This window comes from Cytobacillus sp. FSL K6-0265 (genome assembly GCF_038003465.1).
GTDB lineage: Bacteria > Bacillota > Bacilli > Bacillales > Cytobacillaceae > Cytobacillus > Cytobacillus stercorigallinarum.
Genome location: NZ_JBBOPE010000001.1, coordinates 4,277,848 through 4,302,566, shown reverse-complemented (window position 1 = coordinate 4,302,566; position 24,719 = coordinate 4,277,848). Strand labels below are relative to the sequence as shown.

At 38.7% G+C, this 24,719-nt stretch carries 23 protein-coding genes; 18 read left to right on the top strand and 5 right to left on the bottom strand.

Annotated elements, in window-relative coordinates:
* The first annotated feature begins 189 nt into the window (after nucleotides 1-189).
* The 7 genes from MHH73_RS21740 (at nucleotide 190) to MHH73_RS21710 (ending at nucleotide 6,548) form a co-directional block, all read left to right on the top strand.
* Nucleotides 190-1,689, top strand: a complete 1,500-nt coding sequence (locus MHH73_RS21740; protein ID WP_191816978.1) for a malate:quinone oxidoreductase — start codon at nucleotides 190-192, stop codon at nucleotides 1,687-1,689.
* A gap of 318 nt (nucleotides 1,690-2,007) precedes the next feature.
* The gene (locus tag MHH73_RS21735) at nucleotides 2,008-2,757 is read left to right on the top strand and encodes an SDR family NAD(P)-dependent oxidoreductase (RefSeq protein WP_191816977.1); all 750 of its coding nucleotides are present in this window, start codon (nucleotides 2,008-2,010) and stop codon (nucleotides 2,755-2,757) included.
* A 161-nt stretch (nucleotides 2,758-2,918) separates the two neighbouring features.
* Nucleotides 2,919-3,665, top strand: coding sequence for a methionine ABC transporter ATP-binding protein (locus tag MHH73_RS21730; protein ID WP_341069507.1), 747 nt, complete (start codon nucleotides 2,919-2,921; stop codon nucleotides 3,663-3,665).
* Entirely contained in the window at nucleotides 3,658-4,320 is a 663-nt protein-coding gene (locus tag MHH73_RS21725) for a methionine ABC transporter permease (protein WP_191816975.1), read from the top strand. Before MHH73_RS21730 ends, MHH73_RS21725 begins: the two co-directional genes overlap by 8 nt.
* A gap of 22 nt (nucleotides 4,321-4,342) precedes the next feature.
* Nucleotides 4,343-5,179 (top strand): MetQ/NlpA family ABC transporter substrate-binding protein, encoded by an 837-nt coding sequence (locus MHH73_RS21720; RefSeq protein WP_191816974.1) that lies wholly within the window; start codon nucleotides 4,343-4,345, stop codon nucleotides 5,177-5,179.
* 141 nt (nucleotides 5,180-5,320) lie between these two features.
* On the top strand, nucleotides 5,321-5,836 hold the full coding sequence (locus MHH73_RS21715; protein WP_341069503.1) for a hypothetical protein: 516 nt from the start codon (nucleotides 5,321-5,323) through the stop codon (nucleotides 5,834-5,836).
* A 142-nt stretch (nucleotides 5,837-5,978) separates the two neighbouring features.
* Nucleotides 5,979-6,548, top strand: a complete 570-nt coding sequence (locus tag MHH73_RS21710; protein ID WP_341069500.1) for a hypothetical protein — start codon at nucleotides 5,979-5,981, stop codon at nucleotides 6,546-6,548.
* Nucleotides 6,549-6,838: 290 nt separating this feature from the next.
* Here the strand turns inward: MHH73_RS21710 and MHH73_RS21705 are convergent, their stop codons facing one another.
* Genes MHH73_RS21705 through MHH73_RS21695 form a run of 3 tightly spaced genes read right to left on the bottom strand, consistent with a single transcriptional unit; the run spans nucleotide 6,839 to nucleotide 10,470 of the window.
* Nucleotides 6,839-8,185: a GntP family permease gene (locus MHH73_RS21705; protein ID WP_191816971.1), complete on the bottom strand. Its 1,347-nt coding sequence runs from the start codon at nucleotides 8,183-8,185 to the stop codon at nucleotides 6,839-6,841.
* A gap of 15 nt (nucleotides 8,186-8,200) precedes the next feature.
* A complete protein-coding gene (gntK, locus tag MHH73_RS21700; RefSeq protein ID WP_341069497.1) occupies nucleotides 8,201-9,748 on the bottom strand; it encodes a gluconokinase in 1,548 nt (515 codons plus the stop codon).
* Nucleotides 9,745-10,470 carry a GntR family transcriptional regulator gene (locus tag MHH73_RS21695; protein WP_191816969.1) on the bottom strand — a complete coding sequence of 242 codons (726 nt, stop codon included), beginning with the start codon at nucleotides 10,468-10,470 and terminating at the stop codon, nucleotides 9,745-9,747. Before MHH73_RS21695 ends, gntK begins: the two co-directional genes overlap by 4 nt.
* 562 nt (nucleotides 10,471-11,032) lie before the next feature.
* On the opposite strand from MHH73_RS21695, the gene MHH73_RS21690 reads away from it, so the two are divergent.
* Together MHH73_RS21690 and MHH73_RS21685 are read left to right on the top strand one after the other, a co-directional pair.
* A complete protein-coding gene (locus MHH73_RS21690; protein WP_191816968.1) occupies nucleotides 11,033-11,305 on the top strand; it encodes a GNAT family N-acetyltransferase in 273 nt (90 codons plus the stop codon).
* A 637-nt stretch (nucleotides 11,306-11,942) separates the two neighbouring features.
* Entirely contained in the window at nucleotides 11,943-13,310 is a 1,368-nt protein-coding gene (locus MHH73_RS21685) for an alanine/glycine:cation symporter family protein (protein ID WP_191816967.1), read from the top strand.
* 184 nt (nucleotides 13,311-13,494) lie between these two features.
* Here MHH73_RS21685 and MHH73_RS21680 read toward each other — a convergent pair whose 3' ends face one another.
* Nucleotides 13,495-14,583: a CdaR family transcriptional regulator gene (locus MHH73_RS21680; protein ID WP_341069493.1), complete on the bottom strand. Its 1,089-nt coding sequence runs from the start codon at nucleotides 14,581-14,583 to the stop codon at nucleotides 13,495-13,497.
* A 186-nt stretch (nucleotides 14,584-14,769) separates the two neighbouring features.
* On the opposite strand from MHH73_RS21680, the gene MHH73_RS21675 reads away from it, so the two are divergent.
* Both MHH73_RS21675 and MHH73_RS21670 read left to right on the top strand, forming a co-directional pair.
* A complete protein-coding gene (locus MHH73_RS21675; RefSeq protein ID WP_341069491.1) occupies nucleotides 14,770-15,906 on the top strand; it encodes a glycerate kinase in 1,137 nt (378 codons plus the stop codon).
* A 25-nt stretch (nucleotides 15,907-15,931) separates the two neighbouring features.
* On the top strand, nucleotides 15,932-17,278 hold the full coding sequence (locus tag MHH73_RS21670; RefSeq protein WP_341069488.1) for a GntP family permease: 1,347 nt from the start codon (nucleotides 15,932-15,934) through the stop codon (nucleotides 17,276-17,278).
* A 320-nt stretch (nucleotides 17,279-17,598) separates the two neighbouring features.
* Here the strand turns inward: MHH73_RS21670 and MHH73_RS21665 are convergent, their stop codons facing one another.
* Nucleotides 17,599-18,495, bottom strand: coding sequence for a LysR family transcriptional regulator (locus MHH73_RS21665; RefSeq protein ID WP_341069486.1), 897 nt, complete (start codon nucleotides 18,493-18,495; stop codon nucleotides 17,599-17,601).
* Between the two features lie 226 nt (nucleotides 18,496-18,721).
* Here MHH73_RS21665 and MHH73_RS21660 point away from each other — a divergent pair, with 226 nt between their 5' ends.
* From MHH73_RS21660 to MHH73_RS21630, 7 genes are all read left to right on the top strand, one after another.
* Nucleotides 18,722-19,267: a TetR/AcrR family transcriptional regulator gene (locus tag MHH73_RS21660; protein ID WP_191816962.1), complete on the top strand. Its 546-nt coding sequence runs from the start codon at nucleotides 18,722-18,724 to the stop codon at nucleotides 19,265-19,267.
* 190 nt (nucleotides 19,268-19,457) lie between these two features.
* A complete protein-coding gene (gene pxpB, locus MHH73_RS21655; protein ID WP_341069484.1) occupies nucleotides 19,458-20,171 on the top strand; it encodes a 5-oxoprolinase subunit PxpB in 714 nt (237 codons plus the stop codon).
* Entirely contained in the window at nucleotides 20,168-21,157 is a 990-nt protein-coding gene (locus MHH73_RS21650; RefSeq protein WP_341069481.1) for a 5-oxoprolinase subunit C family protein, read from the top strand. Before pxpB ends, MHH73_RS21650 begins: the two co-directional genes overlap by 4 nt.
* Before the next feature lie 11 nt (nucleotides 21,158-21,168).
* The gene (locus MHH73_RS21645; RefSeq protein ID WP_191816959.1) at nucleotides 21,169-21,936 is read left to right on the top strand and encodes a LamB/YcsF family protein; all 768 of its coding nucleotides are present in this window, start codon (nucleotides 21,169-21,171) and stop codon (nucleotides 21,934-21,936) included.
* Nucleotides 21,933-23,123, top strand: coding sequence for an NRAMP family divalent metal transporter (locus MHH73_RS21640; RefSeq protein ID WP_341069476.1), 1,191 nt, complete (start codon nucleotides 21,933-21,935; stop codon nucleotides 23,121-23,123). The genes MHH73_RS21645 and MHH73_RS21640 overlap by 4 nt, the downstream gene beginning before the upstream one ends.
* A gap of 23 nt (nucleotides 23,124-23,146) precedes the next feature.
* Nucleotides 23,147-23,935, top strand: coding sequence for a putative hydro-lyase (locus tag MHH73_RS21635; protein ID WP_095371426.1), 789 nt, complete (start codon nucleotides 23,147-23,149; stop codon nucleotides 23,933-23,935).
* 12 nt (nucleotides 23,936-23,947) lie between these two features.
* On the top strand, nucleotides 23,948-24,628 hold the full coding sequence (locus tag MHH73_RS21630; RefSeq protein ID WP_341069472.1) for a DUF3885 domain-containing protein: 681 nt from the start codon (nucleotides 23,948-23,950) through the stop codon (nucleotides 24,626-24,628).
* Nucleotides 24,629-24,719 lie beyond the last annotated feature (91 nt).

Genomic DNA, 24,719 nt, shown 5'->3' with positions numbered 1-24,719 from the left:
TATTGAGAAATATATATTTTGCAAAGATTGATGACATTTAATTTAGCGATATTAAAGAGAAGGTGCCTGCACAATGTAAACGTTTGCCTACATCGACCAACAACTGGAAGGGTAGAGAAGCGTTTTTGGTGTAGGTTAGACTACTGTCTTATTTTCTCTGCAAATTTCACGGTATAAGGATGGGAAAAAATGAGCAACGGGGAAACCAAAGAAGTGATTTTAATTGGTGCTGGGATTATGAGCGCGACTTTAGGTTCGCTCTTAAAAGAATTAGTTCCAGACTGGAAAATCAAAGTGTTTGAGAAATTGGATAAAACAGGGGAAGAAAGTTCAAATGAGTGGAACAATGCAGGTACAGGTCATGCTGCATTATGTGAGCTTAACTATACGAAAGAAAATCCAGATGGTTCTGTTGATATTAAGAAAGCCATCAATATTAACGAGCAGTTCCAAGTTTCTAAACAATTTTGGGCTTATCTAGTTGATAGTCAATTAATTAGAAGACCACAAGAGTTCATTATGCCTTTGCCACATATGAGTTTAGTGCAAGGACAAAAAAATGTAGAGTTTCTGAAAAGACGTCATGAAGCAATGTCTAAAAACCCACTATTTGCTGGTATGGAGTATGCGACAGATCATGAAACATTGAAAAAATGGATTCCATTAATTATGGAAAACCGTGCAACTACTGATGCGATTGCCGCAACAAAAATCGATTCAGGAACAGATGTAAACTTTGGTGCTCTTACACGTTTATTATTCCAACAATTAGAGTCTCAAGGTGTGGAAATGCACTATCAGCATAGTGTAGATGATTTAAAACGTACAAGAGATGGCGGCTGGGAAGTGAAAGTACGTGACCATGCAGGTGGAAACCTGGAAAACCATAAAGCAGACTTTGTCTTTATCGGTTGTGGAGGCGGAAGCTTACACTTACTGCAAAAATCAGGTATTCCTGAAGGGAAAGGTATTGGCGGATTCCCTGTAAGTGGAATCTTTATGTCTTGTACAAACCAAGAGATCGTTGAACAGCATCATGCGAAGGTTTATGGTAAAGCGCCTGTGGGTGCACCACCAATGTCTGTGCCGCATTTGGATACAAGATACATTAATAACCAAAAATCATTACTATTCGGTCCATTCGCCGGCTTCTCACCAAAATTTTTGAAAAATGGATCCATGTTTGACTTAATCACTTCTGTTAAGCCAAGCAATGTGTTAACCATGTTATCAGCTGGTGTGAAGGAAATGGGCTTAACAAAATATCTCATCGAGCAAGTACTACAATCAAAAGAAAAACGTATGGAGCAATTACGTGAATTCGTTCCAAATGCAAAAAGTGAAGACTGGGAATTAGTCATTGCTGGTCAACGTGTGCAAGTGATTAAAGATACAGAAGAAGGCGGAAAAGGGACGCTCCAATTTGGTACCGAAGTGGTAACGGCAGGTGACGGATCAATAGCTGCCTTATTAGGCGCATCACCAGGGGCATCAACAGCTGTTCCAGTTATGCTTGATATCATTGAGCGCTGCTTCCCAGAAAACCTAAAAGATTGGGAGCCAAAAATTAAAGAGATGGTTCCATCTTACGGCCTTTCTTTATCAGAAAATCCGGAGTTACTACAAAAAGTTAATCAAACGACTGACCGAGCGCTCGGTTTAGATCAAAATAAAGCGATTCTTAACTAATATATATGAGCGAGAAAACCTGAACATTACTGCTGTAGCGTTCAGGTTTTTCTTTTTATGCTTATGAATGGTTAGGGATGGTGGGAAATCTGGGTAAGCCTGTATTCTTGAAGGTTGTTAGACATTGGAGAATTGCTCACACAACCTGCCAGAAAAGTGTGAACGACCCCATTTTCAAATCCATAAAGTTTCTTTTCTAAACCTATATTTTCCATGACGTGTAAGTATTATCTATTGTCAGATTATAAGATAATCTGATATGATTTATAAAGTATTTAGATGTCTAAATATATTTTTGAAAATAAAGGGGTCTTTCTCATGAAATTGGATGGTAAAGTTGCGATTATTACTGGGAGTGCTTCTGGAATCGGCAGAGGAATGGCACTTGCGCTGGCGAAAGAAGGCGCGCATGTTGCCATTGTTGATGTGAATGAAGAAAAAGGAAAAGAAACATTAGCAGAGGTTAATGTTCACACAGAAGGGATGCTGTTTATCAAAGATATCACAGTCCAAGAAAACATTACGCAAATTGTTGAAGAAGTTGTTGCGAAGTTTGGTAAGCTTGATATCCTTGTAAATAATGCACATGTATCGAAGCAGGTGCTCTTTAATGAAACAACCCAAGAACATTTTGACCTTTCTTTTAACACGGGTTTTTACCCAACGGTTCGCTTTATGCAAGCGGCATATCCTGAGCTAAAGAAAAATGAAGGAAAAGTCATTAATTTCGCCTCAGGAGCGGGGATTGATGGCCAAGTGACACAAACAGCCTATGCAGCTGCGAAAGAAGCCATTCGTGCCATCACTCGTGTGACAGCAAATGAATGGGGACCTGACAATATTAATATCAATTTAATTTCACCAATTGCCTTAACGCCAGGTGTAGAACAATGGAAGCAACATGCACCAGAAGCATATGAGGCGATGGTTAATAAAATTCCACTGCGCCGTTTAGGTGACCCAGAAAATGATATCGGAAAAGTAGCTGTATTCTTAGCAAGTGAAGATTCAAACTACATTACTGGACAAACCATTCTTGTTGATGGTGGATCAATTAAATTACATTAATTCTAGCATCCTCTACCAAAATAATTGGCGGGGGATTTTTCTTTTCTCATAAATAGACAGAATGTTGGTAAATAACTGTCAAAATGACATAGTAGAGGGATTGAGCTATAATATATCCGTTATTGATTACCTTTCATTATTGGAAAGGGGGTTTATTTCAATTGATTCAAATACATGATATAAGTAAACGTTTCGCTGATTATGAAGCGATTAAAGCGGTTGATATCGAAGTAAATGAAGGCGAGATTTACGGAATCATTGGTGCAAGTGGAGCGGGGAAATCGACACTACTAAGGTTAATGAACTTGTTAGAAGTACCCGATTGCGGGGAAGTCGTAGTTGATGGCAAAAACTTGATGGCGATGAAAGCTAAACAGTTACGAGAAGCGAGAAAATCAATGGGGATGATTTTTCAGCACTTTAATCTTGTAGCCAATTTAACCGTTTATGATAATGTCGAGGTTTGTCTTCAGCTAGCAAACTACCCGAAGCATCAACGAAGAGAAAGAGTGATGGAATGCTTAAGGTTCGTCGGCCTTGCTCATTTGGAAAAGCACTACCCACAAAGTTTAAGTGGCGGTCAAAAACAAAGAGTGGCGATTGCTAGAGCCCTTGCGAACGAGCCTAAGGTTTTATTATGCGATGAACCAACTTCTTCTCTTGATCCTCATACAACAGCGGAAATTCTCGCTGTACTAGAGGAGATTAATCGTACATTAGGGGTCACGATTGTCATTGTTAGCCATGAGATGGAGGTTATACAAAGTATTTGTCACCGCGTATCGGTCATGGCAGATGGTTCTGTCTATAAGACAATTGACCTTGAACCACAAGGCATCCCTGATGTGGACCACACTCCTGAATATTTTATTGAAAAATTAACAGGTGAGGTGAGCGGTGATGCCTGAAGTATTGCAAAGGTATGAGGCGGAAATATGGCAAGCGATTGGCGAAACTTTTGCGATGGTGGGGATGTCTATTCTTGCTGCTATCATCGTGGGGCTCCCTGTGGGAACATTACTTTTTCTATGTCGAAAAGGAAATTTGCTAGAAAACCGCGTTGTTTTTTCGATTTTAAATTTACTGGTTAATACGATTCGTTCTTTTCCATTTTTATTATTAGTCGTCTTCTTGATTCCTTTTACAAGGTTCATAATTGGGACAGCGATTGGCACAGCGGCAGCAACCGTACCGCTTTCTATTATCGCTATCGCACATTATTCCCGCCTTGTAGAGCAGTCTTTATTAGATGTCCCTAGAGGGGTAATAGAGGCAGCAAAGGCAATGGGGGCATCGGTTGTCGAAGTCGTCTTCAAGTTTTTGTTTGTCGAAGCACGTTCAGGGCTGGTTCTTGGCTTAACGACTTCAATTATTAGTTTCATCTCCTATTCCACTATTATGGGAGTAGTAGGTGGTGGAGGAATTGGTGATTTCGCCATTCGCTACGGATATCAACAATTTATGACGGATTTAATGATATATATGATCATTATTATGGTCATTCTCGTACAGTGCATCCAATTTATTGGGACAACGGTTGCGAGAGTGATTGATAAAAGATGACTACATACTGAAGGAGGACAATATGAAAAGACTATTTGCTTTAATGATACTAAGTATGTTAATGCTGGCTGCTTGTGGGCAAGAGACAGAAGAGCAAGCAGATGATAACCAAACAAATGGTGGTGACAGTAAAGAAGAGGTAACTCTAAAAGTCGCTTCACTTATTCCACCGATGACAGAGATTCTTGAGTTAGTCGAGCCACAATTGCAAGAAGAAGGTATTCATCTAGAGATGGTTGTGCTAAGTGATAATGTGCAACCGAACACAGCTTTAGCGGCGAAAGAAGTTGATGCGAACTTCTTTCAACATGTGCCTTATATGGAAGAGTACAATCGTAGTAATGATGCCAATTTAGTGCCAATCCAAGAAATCTATTTTGCCAATTACGGTGTTTATGCAAAGAACTTTGAAGAGATGGCTGATTTACCTGAAGGAGCAACGATTGCCATTGCCAATGATGTATCCAATATTGACCGTTCACTAGCATTACTAGCACAACATGATGTGATTGAATTAAAAGAAAAAACAGGTCCATATTACGCAAAATCAGACATTACATCCAATCCAAAGAATTATCAGTTCGAAGAGGTAGATTTATTAATGCTAGCGAGAATGTATGATGATGCTGATGCCGTCGTAATGACTCCTGCTTATGCTGCTCCACTAGGTTTAACACCGAAAAGTGATGCACTACTCACAGAAGGTATTGATAATGACTTTGCCATCACACTTGTCGCTCGCGAAGATAATAAAGACTCAGAAGCGATTCAAAAACTTGCAGAAGCAATGACAAGCCCTGAAGTGAAAAAATTCTTAGAAGAAAATTATGATGAAACGGCGATTCCTGCTTTTGAATAGAATAGCTAGTTAATTACAATCAGACATGATCAAAATTTGATCGTGTCTTTTTTAGTTGGGCAGTAGAAAAGTGCTCATTCTACAATGAACCTAGAATTACACGTTAATTAATGAGGAGGGAAATTAAGATGGGGAACGAGAGTGAAGTACGGGTATAAGGCATGTAAAAAGGAAAAAGCAAAGCAGATGGGGGATTCGAAAATGGATATAGGGAGAAACAAAGCAAATAGAGAATCAGCAATGGAAATAAGCAACGTAAAAGGGAGAAACGAAGCAAATAGGGAATCAGCAAGGGATATAAGCAACGTAAAAGGGAGAAACAAAGCAAATAGAGAATCAGCAATGGAAATAAGCAACGTAAAAAGGAGAAACAAAGCAAATGGGGAATCTGTAATGGATATAAGGCATGTAAAAGGGGGAAACAAAACAAATAGAGAACCAGCAATGGGTATAAGCCATGTAAAAGAAAGAAACGAAGCAGATAGGAAATCGAAAATGGATATAAGCAACGTAAAAAGGAGAAACAAAGCAAATAGAGAATCTACAAAGGATATAAGCAACGTAAAAAGAAGAAACAAAGCAGATAGGGAATCTACAAAGGATATAAGCTATGCAAAAGAAAGAAAAAAGCAAATAGGGAACCAGCAATGGATATAAGCCATGTAAAAGAAAGAAACGAAGCAGATAGGAATCCGCAAGGGATATAAGCAACGTAAAAAGGAGAAACAAAGCAAATAGAGAATCTACAAAAGATATAAGCAACGTAAAAAGGAGAAACAAAGCAAATAGGGAACCAGCAATGGATATAAGCAACGTAAAAAGGAGAAACAAAGCAAATGGGGAATCCGCAAGGGGTATAAGCAACGTAAAAGGGAGAAACAAAGCAAATAGAGAATTAGCAATGGGTATAAGCAACGTAAAAAGGAGAAACGAAGCAGATAGAGAATCCGCAATGGATATAAGCAACGTAAAAAGGAGAAACAAAGCAAATAGGGAACCAGCAATGGATATAAGCAACGTAAAAAGGAGAAACGAAGCAAATAGAGAATCTACAAAGGATATAAGCAACGTAAAAAGGAGAAACAAAGCAAATAGGGAACCAGCAATGGATATAAGCAACGTAAAAAGGAGAAACAAAGCAGATAGGGAATCTACAAAGGATATAAGCTATGCAAAAGAAAGAAACAAAGCAAATAGGGAACCAGCAATGGATATAAGCAACGTAAAAAGGAGAAACGAAGCAAATAGAGAATCTACAAAAGATATAAGCAACGTAAAAAGAAGAAACAAAGCAAATAGGGAATCCGCAATGGAAATAAGCAAAGTAAAAGGAGAAACAAGGCAAATAGAGAATCTACAAAGGATATAAGCCATATAAATGATGCGAAAACTCGAGTAAAGGGGAATTGCCAATTAAAGTGTGTCAGTCCTAATCTACTCCAGGTAGGGATTCATCGCTTCCAAGGGGAAATCTCCGACAGCTTCAAATACATAAAATAGGATAATGGATCCACTCCGCCTTATCCACTCCGCCCAATCAATCCACCCATCCACCCAAAACCAACCACACCCCAACAATCCATCCCCCTTAACCCCAATTCCCCCATACAACAAAAAAGGCGAGTGAGTTATAAAAACCCACTCAACCCCGAAACTAACTTATACAATCAAGCTCAATAATAAAGTAAATACTAAGCCAGAAATAGCAATGATTGTTTCTAATAATGTCCATGTAGCAAATGTTTCTTTCATTGATAAACCAAAATACTCTTTAAACATCCAGAAACCTGCGTCATTGACGTGGGATGCGATTAAGCTACCTGCACCTGTTGCGAGTACAACGAGCGCAAGGTTGACGTCTGTTTGGCCGAGTAATGGGATTACAAGTCCTGCTGTTGTTAGTGCTGCAACTGTAGCAGAACCTAAGGAAATTCTCAGGATAGCTGCGATGGTCCAGGCTAACAAAATAGGTGAAAGGGTCGTGCCTTCGAATAATTGGGCTACGTAATCACCAACCCCACCGTCAATCAATACTTGCTTAAAAGCACCACCGCCACCTATGATCAGTAGCATCATTCCAATTTGTGTGATGGCTGTTGTGCAAGAATCCATTACTTGTTTGATAGGAATATTGCGGCCAATGCCCATTGTGTAAATAGCAACAAGAAGGGAAATCAAAATCGCGATTGACGCATCACCAATGAACTTAATCACAACAATGAATAGGTTATCGCTAAAGCCCATTGTTTCTTGGAGCAATGTAATAACTGTTGCGATCGACATAAGGATGACTGGTAACATCGCTGTAAATACACTGATACCAAATCCTGGTGTTTCCTCAAGTTTAAATTGTTTTTGCTCACCTAACGAAGCAATATTTCCGCTCTTTGTGAATGAGTTTGGTACGATTTTCTTCGCAATTTTAGTGAAAACTGGACCAGCAATAATCACTGTTGGGATGGCAATAATCATCCCATATAATAGCACTTCACCGATATTTGCACCGTACTCCCCAGCAATAACAGTTGGTCCAGGGTGAGGTGGTAGGAATCCATGTGTAACTGATAATGCTGCTGCCATCGGGATACCCAGATAGAGAATCGATACTTTTAATTCTCTTGAAATCGCAAATACGATAGGAATAAGTAATACAAGACCTACTTCAAAGAATAGGGCAATCCCAATGATAAAGGATGATAGGACAACTGCCCATTGGATATTTTTCTCTCCAAACTTATTGACAAGGGTCATTGCAATTCTTTGTGCGCCACCAGCGTCAGCGATTAATTTTCCAAGCATCGCACCTAGACCAAAGATTAAAGCGATATGTCCAAGTGTTCCGCCAAGACCGCTTTCAATTGTGCCAACAATTTCGGATGTTGGCATGCCAAGAGCTAAGGCAACACCAAATGAAACGATAATCAGTGAGACAAATGTGTTGAGTTTAAGTCCCATGATGAGGAGCAATAGGGCGATGATACCTAAGGCAACAATAAATAATGGCATAGTTCTCTCTCCTTTTTATTCGCTATCTTTCCCTATCAAGCCTCTTTGATAGTTGGCGATTTTTGTATATTCCTCTGTTAATACTCTTGTCAGGTTGATAAAACTAGGCATTAGTTGACGATACTCATTGGCTGCATCTTCATCTGGTGTATGTTTATGTGTACTACCAATCATGTCAGAAGCCACTGCAAAACTATCAATTTCACCAGTAGCGTATAACCCAAGGATACATGCACCTAAGCAGGAACTTTCATAGCTTTCAGGTACGACCACTTCAGAGTCAAAAATATCTGCCATCATTTGGCGCCAAACGGCAGAGCGGGCAAATCCGCCTGTCGCTTGAATACGCGTAACAGGTTCGTCCATACACTCCATAAGAGCGAGAAAAACAGTGTATAAGTTAAAAATGACACCTTCTAATGCAGCGCGAATCATATGTTCTTTTTTATGTGAAAGGGTTAAACCAAAGAATGATCCCCGAACATCTGGATTCCATACAGGTGCTCTTTCACCTGCAAGGAAAGGGTGGAAAATAAGCCCGTTTGCGCCCGGTCTCACACGTTCAGCAATTTTCGTTAACACTTCATATGGATCGAGTCCTAAACGCTTGGCAGTCTCTACCTCAGATGAGGCAAACTCGTCACGAATCCAACGGAGGACAATCCCACCATTATTAACAGGGCCACCAATGACCCAATGATCTTCCGTTAGGGCATAACAGAAAATCCGCCCTTTTTCGTCTGTTTGCGGACGATCAATAATCGTACGAATCGCTCCACTAGTTCCGATGGTGACGGCAATTTCCCCTTTACCAATTGCATTGACACCAAGGTTAGAGAGAACACCATCACTTGCACCGATAACAAAAGGGGTATGGGGATCAAGTCCCATTTGTAAGGCAAGCTCACTGTCACATTGTGTGAATATCTGAGTTGTGGGAACCAGGGTGGATAGCTGGTCCTCGCGAATGCCCGCTATCTTTAAAGCTTCTTTGTCCCATGTTAATTCAGTAAGATTCATCATCCCCATTGCTGATGCGATAGAATAATCAACAACATATTGGTTAAAAAACTTCTTGAAAATATACTCTTTTATACCAATGTATTTTTTCGCTCTATTGGCTATTTCTGGGCGTTCGTTTGTGATCCATGTTATTTTACTTAATGGGGACATTGGATGAATAGGGGTCCCTGTTCGCTTATAAATCTCATGGCCACCCCATTCATCTTTAATTTTATGTGCCCATGATTCACTACGGTTGTCAGCCCATGTAATACATGGGGTCAATGGTTGATCATTTTCATCGATAGCAATTAAGCTATGCATGGCACTACTAAAGGAAATAAATGCTGGCATCATTTTGCTATTTTTTTTCATAATGTTCGTTATCGCCTGCTTGACCGCTTGATAAATTTCTTCAGGGTCTTGCTCAGCTGTAGACATATCCGGTGTATGCAATGGGTAGCCGATATTTTCTTTTTGAATGACTTTCCCGTCTTTTGTAAAAAGAACAGCCTTTGTGCTGGTTGTTCCAATATCTACACCTAACATATAGGTGGTCATTTTGTTCCGCCCCCTTCTGCAAGTATCTCTTGGGATTTCCACATATCTTCAACTCGTCCTTGCACATCATCAAAATTTTGATGGAGAGATTGAATCATTAATGTTTTATCTTTTTTCTCAATTGCTTCAATATAGAGTGCGTGGTTTGTGAAAATTCGCTCGAAATCCTGATGGTTTTCTTTAAAACGCTTGCGCATGGATAAAAGAATCATCCCCTCCATGACCGGTTTTAAATTATTCCAGATCATTAATATATAAGAGTGATTAGCGGCTCGAATAATTGTTTCATGAAATTGTAAATCCTGAAGTGAGAATTCATCCGCATCATTATATTTAATAGAGACTTTCATCATTTCTAAAATCTTATTGAGTTCCTTTACAAGGTCAGTAATATCTGAACGTACAAGCCGTTGATAGATAAACGTTTCAATAAGAATGCGCACATCATATATTTCTTCTATTTCTTTCTCGGATAAACCAATGACGACTGCACCCATTCGTTCTTGACGAATAATATTTTCAGCAGAAAGAATCTTTAATGCTTCTCTTATTGGTGATCGACTTACTGAAAATTCTGCAGCTAATTTATTTTCTGAAAGAATGGTACCGCTTTCAATACGTCCTGAGAGAATTTGCATCCTTAATTCACTTACAACGCGCTCACCTGTCGAAGCTTTCGTGAGCCATTTGGAAGGGTAGAGAAATTCCATTGGTTCGTTCATCATGACACCTTCTCATTTAGTATACTTGTATACAAGTATTATATCTCGAATTCTCGATTATTCAAGGCGTTAGTAAGAATTGTTTTTTTTCGCTAAGGAGGAAATGGAGAAAAGGAGGCGGGTGAATCCTCTTAGAAAGGTATTTTTAGCAAATATAAGGGTTTAAATTATTATTCACTATTTAAAATAAATCATTCGTCACTATGTCACATATCAATGAAGAGAAGGGTGAAATGATACCCATTCAAAGTTATATGAGATAGTCAATGGTTAAATGCTTTAGATTGTCGTAAGCCTCAAACCACTTATGCTTCGCAGGTTCAAGAATTAATGCATCAAAAGCCCCTTCGTCAACTGCAATAACGGCTCTAGAAAACGAACCCTAGATGTGCCCATGTAGGCCATATCCATACAACGAACCCAATAGCGTTTATTCGGGTGAAGAAAAAACAACCACATATCCCATTATGGGTTTGGACATACTATAATTAAAAATGTATAGTGCTCAAATGTATGTACGGTCGTGTTTGAAAAAAGAAAATGAATGAAGGAGGTGTGAGACATGGAAATTAAAAAAGCAAGTAATCGTCATTATGGTATTGATGATAGTGGGAAGGAACAAGGAGAAGTTACTTTTGCAGAAAGAGACGATCACACCATTGTTATTGAACATACATATGTAGGGGAAGAAGCACGAGGGACAGGTCTTGCTGAACAACTAGTGGATTCGGTTGTGCAAGAGGTGAAAAGTCAAAATAAAAAAATTATCCCAGCTTGTCCCTTTGTCGCTGCCTTATTTAAGAAGAAGGCAGAATATCGGGAAGTGCAAGCTTAAAACAAAAAAGTAGGTGACGGTGATTGCCTACTTTTTTATTATGGAGCTGATTGGCTGGAGTGAGTTTGGTATTCAACAGGGCTCATTCCAGCCAATTTTTCTTTTGAACGTTCGTAGACATATTTTACCATTCGCCTTTTTAAACAACCCATAGCTTACTAGTTCCTTCACCATAATACATTGCTTGCAAAGTGTTGTCTGCGCGGGTCACTTTACGAGACATACTCTTTGGCGTTTTGCCCGCTTGTTGTGCTGATAATACCAGCCTTGATCGGAATGGGTCTATAGTCTCTTTTATAGGTTCCACTCCTTGATCCCATACGCAATAATTTCTCCGTTATAAAGGTAAAGAATCGGATTTTAATAGTTTCTTTTCTCCATTACATTTGCATTTTGTCACCTGAGTTACTAATTTTGAAAATCTACTCGAATATTGACTAAGATAGAAAAATATCATAAAAGTCTGTCGAAAAGGATGAATATTAGATATAATATTCATATTAGAATAAAAATTTAGAATTCATTTAGTTGAGTAATGTAGTAACGTTTTAACAGATCCTTCAAGCACTTTGATCATACTATCATTCATTTAATGTTGAATTATTTACATCAAAAGATAAAAAAAGGAGGAGAATGGATGGAGTTGTTTCATGAAATAGTTAAAATGATAGGGAACTTTGTATGGGGCCCAATCACCCTTATTCTAATTGTTGGTACAGGTATTTTTCTTACTATTAGGTTAGGGCTTTTACAAGTTCGAGACTTACCTTATGCATTGAAGCTTGCTTTTAGTAAAAGTGAGAATAGCAAGAAAGATAATGGAGATATTTCTCACTTCCAATCGCTAATGACTGCAATGGCAGCTACCCTTGGAATTGGGAATATGACGGGTGTAGCAACGGCTATTTTAATGGGGGGTGTCGGTGCTCTATTTTGGATGTGGGTAGCAGCCTTTTTTGGAATGGCCACCAAGTATGGAGAGGCGATATTGGCTGTTAAATATCGTGTGACGAACCACAAAGGAGAAATATCAGGTGGACCAATGTATTATATTGAAAAAGGGCTTGGGTGGAAGTGGTTAGCTGTTTTATTCGCCTTGTTTGGTTTTTTAGCTTCCTTTGGCATTGGTAATATGACGCAGGCAAATACAGTAGCGGGTTCACTTCAAGCAAATTTTAATATTAATCCTTGGCTAACAGGCTTTGTTCTAATGGTGTTAACAGGTCTTGTTTTATTAGGTGGAATTAAAGGTATCGGGAGAATTACCGGAATTTTCGTTCCATTCATGGCCTTGTTCTATTTAGCTGGTGGACTGCTTATAATTATTTTAAATATAACAGAGGTTCCTGCAGCTTTTGCCCTTATATTTAAAGAAGCGTTTAACCCTTCTGCTGCAGCCGGTGGTGCAATTGGGATGGCTATTCGATACGGTGTTGCTCGTGGGGTATTTTCCAATGAGGCTGGTTTAGGATCTGCACCGATTGCAGCAGCGGCTGCGAAAACGGATTATCCAGGAAGACAAGCACTCGTATCAATGACGGGTACATTTATTGATACATTGATTGTATGTACTGTAACAGGTCTTGCGATTGTAATGAGCGGCATATATGTTGGACATGGCGATGCCTCTTCTCTAACTGGAGAAGCATTTGAATTCTTCCTTCCACATGTAGGTAATTATATTGTTATTTTCGGTATTATACTATTTGCTTATTCAACAATTATTGGTTGGTCTTATTATGGAGAGAAGTGTTTTGGTTATTTATTCGGTGATAAAAACACATGGATTTATAAAATTGTTTTCGTTGCTGTTGTTATGGTAGGAGCAGGTCTTGAATTAGAGTTAGTTTGGGGAATTGCAGATATATTCAATGCGTTGATGGCTCTGCCTAACTTAATAGCACTCTTATTCTTGTCTCCAGTGATTGTATCTGAGACGAAAAAATTTAAAGCGATCAGGCAAAAGGAGAAGCAAGAAGCGAAGAATCAATCAGTGGTAGGTTAGGTGAATGTGCTCATTAAAGTAGCAGTCTATTTGATTTTCACAAAAATAAAAATGCAACGGCTATCGTTTAGCGTTGCATTTTTTTATTTTAAGGCAATATAGATGAGAAAAGCTCACCAGATGGCGAGCTTTTTTTGGCTGGAACACTAGAGAAGGGGACCATCCATTAAGTAAGGAAGGTGTTTTACTCTTTATGCATTTTCCTAAGCCAAATCGCAAGTTGCAGTGTAATCGCATCGAGAGTATGCTGTGGGTTATATCCGGTTATTTCTTTGATTTTCTTTAACCGATAAATGAGTGAGTTTCTATGGATAAATAAACTTTTTGCACACTCTCCAAGGTTTAAATTGTTTGCAAACAAGCTTTCAAGTGTTTCAATGAGTTTCTCCGAAAGTCCATTCAGTACTCTTGTATAATAGTAGGTTTTAGATGCTTCACTCAGTTCATTCAGTAATGCTTGTGCTTCAATTTCTTTAAAAGTGGAAAAAATAGAAGACTCATCACTTAACGTTAAAGCTGAAATCGACTGCTGATAGGAATGATGAATGTCATTGACAGTATTTACATTCGCACCCAATCCAATTCTCGCAGTGAGTTGTTTTTCTTCTATAAATGAAATGAAATTTTGGTAGCGATTCATGATTTGTTTCTCTGTTAAGCCTGTATGAAGAATAAATTGTTGATTTATCCCTAGGAAACCAATCAATGTATTCTCTTTAGGAAAAAATCTCTCCACCCATTGGATAAAGTCATTTTTTTTCAATTTAGGCATATCTGTTTTAATGACTGACACTTGAAAGGGGGGCAAAAGTTGAATCTCAAATAATTTAAATCGTTGTTCAATTGATGGATATTCGATTGAGTCCTGTAATAAATCATCGAATAAATGATCCTTCGCTTTTTGTTGCCATTCTAACTGATCTAAACTAAAAGATTGTTGAATCATCATCTCTGTAATCATTTTTACTAACTCACCAAATTCGAAAATTTCCTCTGGGTCACCAGTAATGCCAATCACACCGATGATTTTTTTTTGAAAATGAATAGGTAGGTTAACACCGGGATATGAATTTTTCCACTGAATATCCTTATCACTAATGGTGACAGCTCTACCAGTACGTAAAACTTCGGTTGCTCCTTCATGAATCGTATTGATTCGATCGGAATTACCAGATGCAATAATTTTGCCTCTATCATCCATAATGTTTATATTCCTATCCAGTCTAACCATGGTTTGTTTAACAATTTCTGCGGCAATTTCACGTGTTAACATATATGGCCCATCCTTATTCTCTTCATTTCGTTTGTTATATATCAGTAAAATAATATCACAATCTGTTTATAATAGATAAAAATTAATCCAAAATAATCTGTTTTTTTGTTCAACCATACCGATGACAAATAGTATAACACATAATTATAATAAGGATAACACAATAGATGTTAGGTGGGCGATTTTATGAAAGTAGTTATTGCACCTGATTCATATAAAGGTAGCTTATCAAGTGTTTCTGCTGCAGAAGCAATTGCTAGAGGTGTTAAGAAAGCGCTTCCCTCGTGTGAAGTTATTTCTGTTCCTGTAGCGGATGGTGGAGAAGGAACAATGGATAGTCTTGTATCCGCAACGGAGGGACAGAAGGTAAAAGTTAGTGTAATGGGTCCATTACACAAAAAGGTCGAGGCGGAGTATGGTGTACTCGGCGATGAAAAAACATGTGTCATTGAAATGGCAAGTGCCTCCGGTTTAGAGCTGATAGATAAAAGTGAACGTAATCCATTGATTGCTACAACTTTTGGCACAGGGGAATTAATTAAGAAAGCGTTAGATGATGGATATCGCCATTTTATTTTAGCAGTTGGTGGAAGCGCTACCAATGATGGCGGAGCTGGTATGTTACAAGCTCTAGGGCTAAAAATGATGAACGATGCCGGAGAAGAAATTGGTCTTGGTGGAGAAGCGTTAGGCAAGGTTACGACTGTTCAATTAGACTCTCTTGATTCGCGGATTAAGGATTGTCAATTTCTAATCGCTTCTGATGTACAGAATCCGTTTGTTGGTCCTAATGGCGCTTCTCATGTTTTTGGTCCTCAAAAAGGGGCAAGTCCTGAAGTGGTCGAGATGTTAGATCGTTATATGGTTAACTGGGCAGATGTGATTGAACAAGCGACTAAAGTTCGCTTACATGACCGGCCGGGTGCAGGTGCAGCTGGTGGTACTGGGGGCGCTTTTCAAGCCTTTTTCCCTGCTGAAATGAAAAGAGGTATTGATATTGTTATTGAGTATACAGGGTTGCGAGAGAAATTAAAGGGAGCAACTTGTGTGTTTACTGGCGAAGGGCAGTGTGATTACCAAACAGCTTCAGGGAAAACACCTATGGGTGTAGCTGAGGCAGCAAAGGTTGAGGGAGCACCTGTTTTCGTATTAGCTGGATCGATAGGTAAAGGGATCGATGAGTTGTATCAGTACGGAATCACAAGTGTGCATAGTTTAACAACAGGCCCTATGGATTTAGAAGAAGCGATGGCCCGAACAGAAGAGTTACTCGAGTCAGCGGCAGAACGAGTGATAAGAACGTATCTTGCTTACAATAAATAAAATAGCTTGTTAGGAGGGTAATACAATGTTGTTTTTAATTATTGCTATTGGTGTGTTAATTATAGTTTTGGCTACAGCTAAATTCAAAATCCACCCATTTATGTCCTTACTTATTGGTGCTTTATTCGTAGGTTTTGCATCGGGAATGCCTTTTGAGTTAATTATAGAGAGCATCAATACAGGCTTTGGTGGTGTAATGACTAGTATTGGTCTAGTCATCGTATTTGGTACGATTATTGGTGTGATTCTAGAAAAGGCCGGCGCTGCTTATCGAATGGCGGAAGTTGTCTTACGAATTGTTGGTCCGAAAAGACCACAATTAGCTATGAGCATTATTGGTTTTATCGTCTCTATTCCTGTTTTTTGTGATTCTGGTTTTATTATTTTGAATAGTTTAAGACAAGCGCTAGCTAAGAGAGCTAAAGTAGCTATGGCTTCTATGTCAGTTGCATTAGCAACAGGGCTTTATGCTACTCATACCCTCGTACCTCCTACACCAGGACCCATTGCAGCTGCAGGGAACATTGGTGCAGATGTATATTTAGGTACAGTTATTCTGATTGGTTTTATCGTTGCAATACCAGCTGCAGCAGTTGGGTACTTATGGTCTGTCAAAGTAGCAACAAAAATTGAAGTACCAGAAGATAATAGTTCAGAAGAATTTGATTACGATAAGGTAGTGGCCTCTTTTGGTAAAATGCCTTCAACCTTTCAAGCATTCTTGCCAATAATCTTTCCGATTCTATTAATTGCTCTGGGCTCGGTTATTTCATTGTTAAACTTTGATGGTGGCTTTGCTCAATTTCTTATCTTCTTAGGTAATCCAGTGATGGCTTTATTACTAGGTATAGTTGTTGCATTGCCGTTATTACCGAAATTAGATGAAGAAACTTTAACCGGTTGGGTAGGTAAAGGATTATTAGATGCTGCACCGATCCTATTAATTACTGGTGTCGGTGGTTCATTTGGAACAATGATTAAAAATTCAGGCATTGCAGATATCATTCAAGGGTGGGATATTTCTGATGTCTTTACAGGGGTGTTATTCCTACTTATCCCATTTATTATCGGAGCGGCCTTAAAGACAGCGCAAGGATCGTCAACGACTTCTCTTGTGTTAACGTCATCGCTAATAGCTCCAATGCTTCCAGTAGTTGGAATTGAAGGAGCTGTCCCATTAGCACTAGTGGTCATGGCGCTTGGTGCAGGAGCAATGGCAGTAAGTCATGTAAATGATAGCTATTTCTGGGTTGTAACACAGTTCACAGGGATGCAAGTGACAGATGCTTATAAAGCACAGACAATGGCAACCTTATTACAGGGGATTGTTACCCTCATTACAACAATGATTCTTTGGTTAATATTAGTTTAATATAAAAAGGAGGGTGCCATATAAAGGCATCCTCTTTTTATTATGCACCTTTACCACCAGCAACTATGAAATGCTGCCCATACGGCGGTTGTCCTGGCGTGACCATTCAACCAGCAACGGAAGAGCAATTTGATGAAAAGACTGAATCCATTTACAAGCATAATTGGTAGCATATATTGTAAACCAAGGGAAACCCCTTTTACATTAATATTCATTACCTTTCTATAGCCATATCAATTGCCAGAACTACTGTAATGAACGCTACTTTATTTGTTAAACGTCCCACTATTACAATATTAAATACTATTTTAGGTTGCTTCTTATTGTGCAAGAAGTTTGTTTATTTCCTGATTTAATGTTTCAAGGAAAATATCTGTCAGTCGGTTTATATGTTTTTTCTTTAAATGAACCCAGCCGTAGTGAACTTTTTCCTCTTTTAATTCTTGTATTTTTACCCCTGTAATCCCATCAATATGTTGAAATGAATAATCAAGTCCAATCGTTATCGCATTACCACTCGATACCCATTGGGTAATCGCATTTGTATGATTGGTTTTTACAACTAAATTTCTTTCGCTATTGTGATCAAGAAGCTGTTTGATTGTCTGACTAAGATAAGCATCTTGATATAAAATAATCGGATATCTTGATAAATCCTTTTTTGAAATAAAAGGCTTTTCAGCAAGGGTGGAATGGGCCTGTACACCAGCAACCATATAGCCTTCTAGTAGAGGTTCAAAGTGGAATTTATCTTCATTTACTTCAGAAGATGGCCCAACAACAAGCATACCCACGTCTATTTCTTCATTGATTAGTTTTTCGGTTATTTCCTTTGGTCCTAACTCTTGAAGCTCTATTGAGACATTTGGGTGTTCTTTTTTAAAAGAAAATACGGCGGCAAGTAGGGCGTTTGAAGGACCTGGAATCGTAGAAATACGAAGATGTCCTTGGAGTTTTTCTGTTTGCGTTTGTGCGATCGTTTGAAATTCTTCCGCCATCTTCATGATTTCCTCTGCCTTTTCAATTAACAGAGCGCCTTCAGCAGTTAAATGGGCACCAGAACGCGAGCGTTTAAATAACGTCAGCCCTAGCTCGGTCTCTAAACTACTGATGGATTGGCTTAATGCCGATATCGAAAGGAAAAGTTCATGAGCTGCTACAGTGAATGATTGTGTTTTTGCCACAGTTGAAAAATGTTTTAGTTGATCAAAGGTCATTTACTATCACCTATTTTTCTTGGATTCAAAAATTAGTATACTGTTAATTCGTCGATTCTATCTATATATTTTTGAGCAGGTTTTTTCTAGCGTGTTTTATGTTAAAATAAATACGATATAGGTAAAAAGAATGTGTTTCGTTAGATTTGTTGAGTATTTAGAACTAGATGAGAACAATTGTGTTTATAGAGAGATAGTAAATAATATCCTTAAAAGGAGTAGACAATTGAATGATGCAACGAATAAGCAAGTAACCAAAACACGAGAGATTGTGTGCAATGCTTTAATGGATTTGATGAATCAATGCCAATTTCGTGAAATAAAAATATCGGCAATTACGAAACAAGCAGGGATTGCACGAGTAACTTTTTATAGAAACTTTGGAACAAAAGAAGATATTATTCGCATCTATTTACGTCAATTGTATCGAGATTTATTCAACATGAGGAAGAGACAAGACAACCTAACTATAGGACAAATGATCCATATGATATTTATGATTACAGAACTACAAAAGCCAGTGTTGAGAAAACTATTTGCTCATGATTTGGAATACTTAGTTATGGAAGAATTCATTGAAATGATAGAAGAAGGGCTAGAGGAAGTATTCACTGACGTTGATATTGCAGAATACTTAATTCAATTTCAAATCGGCGGGTTCACTAAAATTATACTAAACTGGGTAAAAGAGGATTGTGAGAAAAACGCTACTCATTTTTGTAATCAAATCACGAACTTGATGAAGCAGTATCCATTAAATACAAAAAACTAAAAAGCATGTCTTCAATACAGCAATGCTAACAACCTTTATTATTGAAAAATAGTAAATATAGTTAGAGTTGCTTTTTATTTTAAATACTTTATTGTATTATTTAAATAAAATAATCTGTAAAAATAGATTATTAGTATAATTTGGTTTTTTATAAATAAACTGAACAACCTATATAAAGGAGGGGTGTAAATTGAAATGGCGCTTTTGTCCGTTGGGAGATCAAGCTTTGCTCATAGAATTAGGGGATCAGATTTCATCTGAAACTCAACAACATATTCAAATGTTCTCGCATTTTCTCGAGGGTCAACGCTTACCGTGGCTGAAGGAATGTATTCCTGCTTATACGAATATTGCAGTTTTTTATGATATTTGGAAGGTTAGTCAATTATGCGGTAAAGACCAACTGCCTTATGAATTTGTCTGTGCAGAACTGAATGAATTATTAAAATCTGTGGATACACAAACTCATCTATCTTCCAGGAAAATTGACATTCCTGTCTGTTATGGTGGGGAGTTTGGGCCCGATTTAGATGAAGTTGCCCGGTTAAATCACCTAACACCCGATGAAGTAATTACGATTCATGCAGCTGGTGATTATTTGGTCCATATGATTGGTTTTGCCCCCGGATTTCCATTTATCGGTGGGATGTCTGAAAAGATTGCGGCACCCAGAAGGAAATCACCAAGGCTACAAATTCCAGCTCGGACTGTTGGGATTGCAGGGATGCAAACAGGTGTATATCCTATTGAAACACCTGGGGGTTGGCAATTGATCGGAAGGACACCAATCGAATTATTTACTCCAGAGGGAGAAATGCCAACATTGCTAAGAGCTGGGGATCGCATTCAATTTAAGCCAATTAGCTTTGAGGAGTACAAGCAATTGGAGGCTGAACAGTCATGATAGAGATTAAGAAACCAGGTTTATTAACGACCGTACAAGATCTTGGGCGAACAGGTTTCCAGAAGTATGGTGTAATCGCTAGTGGTGTCATGGATCAAGATGCACATAAGATTGCGAATATGCTTGTTGGGAACAACGAAGAACAACCTACATTAGAAATGACATTAATCGGCCCACGGATTGTCTTTCATGAAGATTGTTTGATTAGTCTTTGTGGAGGAGATATTGGCCCGCAAATCAATGGTCAAAAGGTGAGGTTGTGGCGTCCTATATGGGTAAAGGCGAAAAGTGAATTAACATTTGGTTCATATAAAGAGGGATGTAGGACTTATCTAGCCATTGCAGGTGGATTTGATGTCGAGGTGGTTATGGATAGTTATGCTACTTACTTACGAGCTCATATAGGTGGTCATAAAGGGCGTGCTCTTCAAAAAGGCGATCAATTATCTTTGAAAGAGAAGAGTAGGTTATCGGGCAAAATCATGGATTCTTTAAAACAACCAGACAAGCCGTTTGTTGAAGCACAGTGGAGTATACCGATTCAAACAAGGAGACCGTCTAATCAAAGAATTAGAGTGATTGAAGGGAAACAATTTTCTCTTTTTAATAAAGACAGCAAAATCGCTTTATTCAGTCACCCATATAAAGTGGCATCACAGTCTGACCGCATGGGTTATCGCCTGAGTGGGAGCGCACTCGCATTATCAGAAGAGAAAGAAATGATCTCAGAGGCGGTTACTATGGGTACCATTCAAGTACCACCTGATGGGCAACCGATCATCTTAATGGCTGATAGGCAAACGACTGGAGGCTATCCGAAGATTGGGCAAGTGGCATCCATCGATTTACATGTTTTGGCTCAGACAAAGCCTGGAGAAGAAGTGTATTTTGAAAAGATATCTTTTGCAGCAGCTCAAAGGCTCTATATTCAAAAGGAGCAAAGACTTTATGAGTATAAACAGAGCATCCAAATAAAATATCGATAAGGAGGATAACGATGACAAAGATTGATTTAAACTGTGATTTGGGTGAAAGTTTCGGGAACTACACAATTGGTAATGATGAGGAAATATTAAATTATGTGACCAGTGCAAATATTGCTTGTGGCTTCCATGCAGGTGATGCGACAACGATGCGTAAAACAGTGAAACTGGCATTAGAGAAAAAAGTGGGTATTGGCGCTCATCCAGGAACACAAGACTTAGTGGGCTTTGGCAGAAGGGAAATGAATATCTCCCCTCAAGAAGCGTACGATATTGTTGTCTACCAAATTGGCGCATTGTCCGCTTTTGTACAGTCTGAGGGCGGAAAGTTGCAACATGTCAAACCACACGGAGCCCTTTTCAATATGGCAGCAAAAGATGCCCAATTGTCTGAAGCTATTGCAGAAGCTGTGTACAAAATCGATCCAGAATTAATTTTATTTGGCTTAGCCGGTAGTGAGCTAGTAAAAGCGGGTAAGAAGATCGGCTTAAAAACTGCTAGTGAAGTATTTTCTGATCGTACGTATCAGGATGATGGTTCCTTGACTTCAAGGAGAGAATCAAATGCATTAATTACCGATCAAGAGGTAGCGGTCGCACAGGTAGTACGTATGGTAAAGGAAGGGAAAGTAGCATCGGTAAGTGGAAAGGATGTTGAGATCTTAGCGGATACCGTTTGTATTCATGGAGATGGTAAACATGCACTAGCATTTGCCAAACTTATTCATGCAACACTTCAAAAAGAGAGTATCCAAGTGAAAAGAATAGGAGAAAGCGAATGAAAACACAGTCTACAAGAAGTATTATTCTGGGTGCAGCCTTCCTAATGGCTACCTCAGCCATAGGGCCAGGCTTTTTAACACAAACAACTGTTTTTACAGAAAAACTCGTTGCAAGTTTTGGTTTTGTCATATTAATTTCTATTATCATTGATATTGGTGCGCAATTGAATATTTGGCGAATTCTAGCCGTCTCAGAAAAGAAAGCTCAAGATATCGCTAATCAGGTTTTACCGGGCTTAGGATATTTTTTAGCTATACTCATTGTGATGGGGGGACTCGCATTTAATATCGGAAATATTGCCGGAGCAGGACTCGGAACGAATGTATTATTTGGTGTTTCTCCAGAATTAGGTGCGTTATTGAGTGGCTTAATTGCCATTGCTATCTTTGTTGTTCGTGAGGCAGGGAAGATGATGGACCGTTTTGCCCAATTAATGGGCTTTATGATGATTGGTCTAATGGTCTATGTTATGTTTGTTTCTTCTCCGCCAGTTGGTGAAGCTGTAGTACGCACTTTTGTACCTGAGACTATCGATGTTTTAGCTATTGTTACTCTAGTAGGTGGAACAGTTGGTGGTTATATTACCTTTGCTGGTGGCCATCGTTTATTAGATGCTGGTATTAAAGGGAAAGAAGCTTTACCACAAGTCACAAGAAGTGCAGTGAGTGCCATCGGAATTGCCTCACTTATGAGAATTTTCCTTTTCTTAGCTGCTTTAGGGATTGTTTCTCAAGGGTTACCATTAAATCCTGATAATCCAGCTGCATCTGTGTTTCAACATGCTGCCGGCAATATTGGCTATAAAATATTTGGTGTGATTATGTGGGCAGCAGCGGTGACATCTGTTGTTGGTGCAGCTTATACATCTGTCTCATTTATACGGACATTCACCCATTTTATTGATAAAAATGCGAAGTGGTTTACGGTCGGTTTTATCGCCATATCAACCTTAGTATTTGTCTTGATTGGACAACCGGTAAAGATTCTCGTATTAGTTGGTTCATTAAATGGACTCATTTTGCCTATCGCGCTAGGTGTGATGTTAATTGCTGCACATAAGGTGAAGATTGTCGGCGACTATAAACATCCTTTATGGTTAACCCTTTTTGGACTACTAATTGTCATTGTTATGGCATTAATGGGCGGTTACTCTTTAATTAATGGTATTCCACAATTGTTTGAATAAGAGCCTGAAAGGTGTGAATGAGATTGAATTTAACAACAGTAAGTCCTGAAGAAGCACGTAAGCAGATTAGGGACGGTCATTGGAAGCAGCCCACTGCTGGCATTGCTAATGGCTTTATCCAAGCGAATTTAGCTGTATTACCAAAAGAACTTGCCTTTGACTTTTTATTATTTTGTCAAAGAAACCAAAAGCCTTGTCCGATTATAGATGTAACAGAGGTCGGATCAGTTATACCAAAGTTAGCCGCACCAAACGGCAATATTATGACAGATATCCCTAAGTACCGTATATATAAGCATGGAGAACTTGTGGATGAGGTGCAGGATGCAACCGGTTATTGGCGCACAGATATGGTTGGCTTCCTAATTGGATGTAGCTTTACTTTTGAAGAAGCGCTGTTAAATAATCATATTCCAATCAGGCATATTGAAGAAAACTGCAATGTGCCTATGTATGAAACTAATATTGAATGTGTAAAGTCTGGTATGTTTGAAGGCCCGATGGTGGTAAGTATGAGACCAATGAAAGAAGCGGATGCGATAAGGGCTATTCAAGTAACGAGTCGTTTTCCTTCAGTCCACGGTGCCCCGGTACATTTAGGAAATCCTGAAAAAATAGGGATTAAAGATATTAACAAGCCTGAGTTCGGAGATGCGGTGACCATTAAAGATGGAGAAGTTCCTGTATTTTGGGCATGTGGCGTGACCCCACAAGCGGTGGCGATGCGGGCAAAACCAGAGATTATGATTACGCATGCACCTGGTCATATGTTTATTACCGATGTGTTAAATGAACAATATGCAATCATGTAAGAAAGGGCTTCTATGGAGTTATCAAACTATTTGCAGTCTCATTTTCCAGGATTAAAACTAATGCCAAGTATTTATCAGCAATGGAATATCGGTATTCCTTTCACGTTCGCTAGAGAAATCTACCAATTTAACGAACAAGGTCAGTTAAATATGGATAGATTTGAGCTTGTTTATGAACAGGCAACAACCCTTTTTAATGAGTTATTTGCTAGCGAGGATGAAGTGATGCTAGTGACTAATATGTATAAAATGGTTGAAAAAGAAAAGAGAACGAGAAAATTAAAGGTTTACCAATCTCATTTGAAGCAATGTAAAAAGTTGTATCAACTTCAGGTGGAAACCATGCCTTACCCTTTTGAAGCGGAGGATGCAGACGTATACCAATTACAGCAATTCTCTTTATTATGTCAGTGCCGAGACATACAAATAGAATCACTTATAAAAGCAGCTGCTCATGAAGACTTTCCTTTAAAACCACGTTTTGGTGGCTATCATGTCAATTATCCAGATGTTTTCTTGATTAATTTAACGAGAGATGTCATCTTTTTCATATACGATGATCGTGGCTGTGAAGTCATTGCCCGCAATGTTCAGATACTGAGGCAGCTATATGAAAAGTATGGTAACTGGATTGATGAAGTCGATCGAGCAGATGTGGTTCAAAGATTGGGTATGGAGAAAGATGTATTATAACAGCGGTTATGAAGTCCTGCTTAATTATACTCGAGTGGTGTGCATGCTGAATTGTGCACATCACTCGGGTAATTTTCTTGTTTCTCATGTA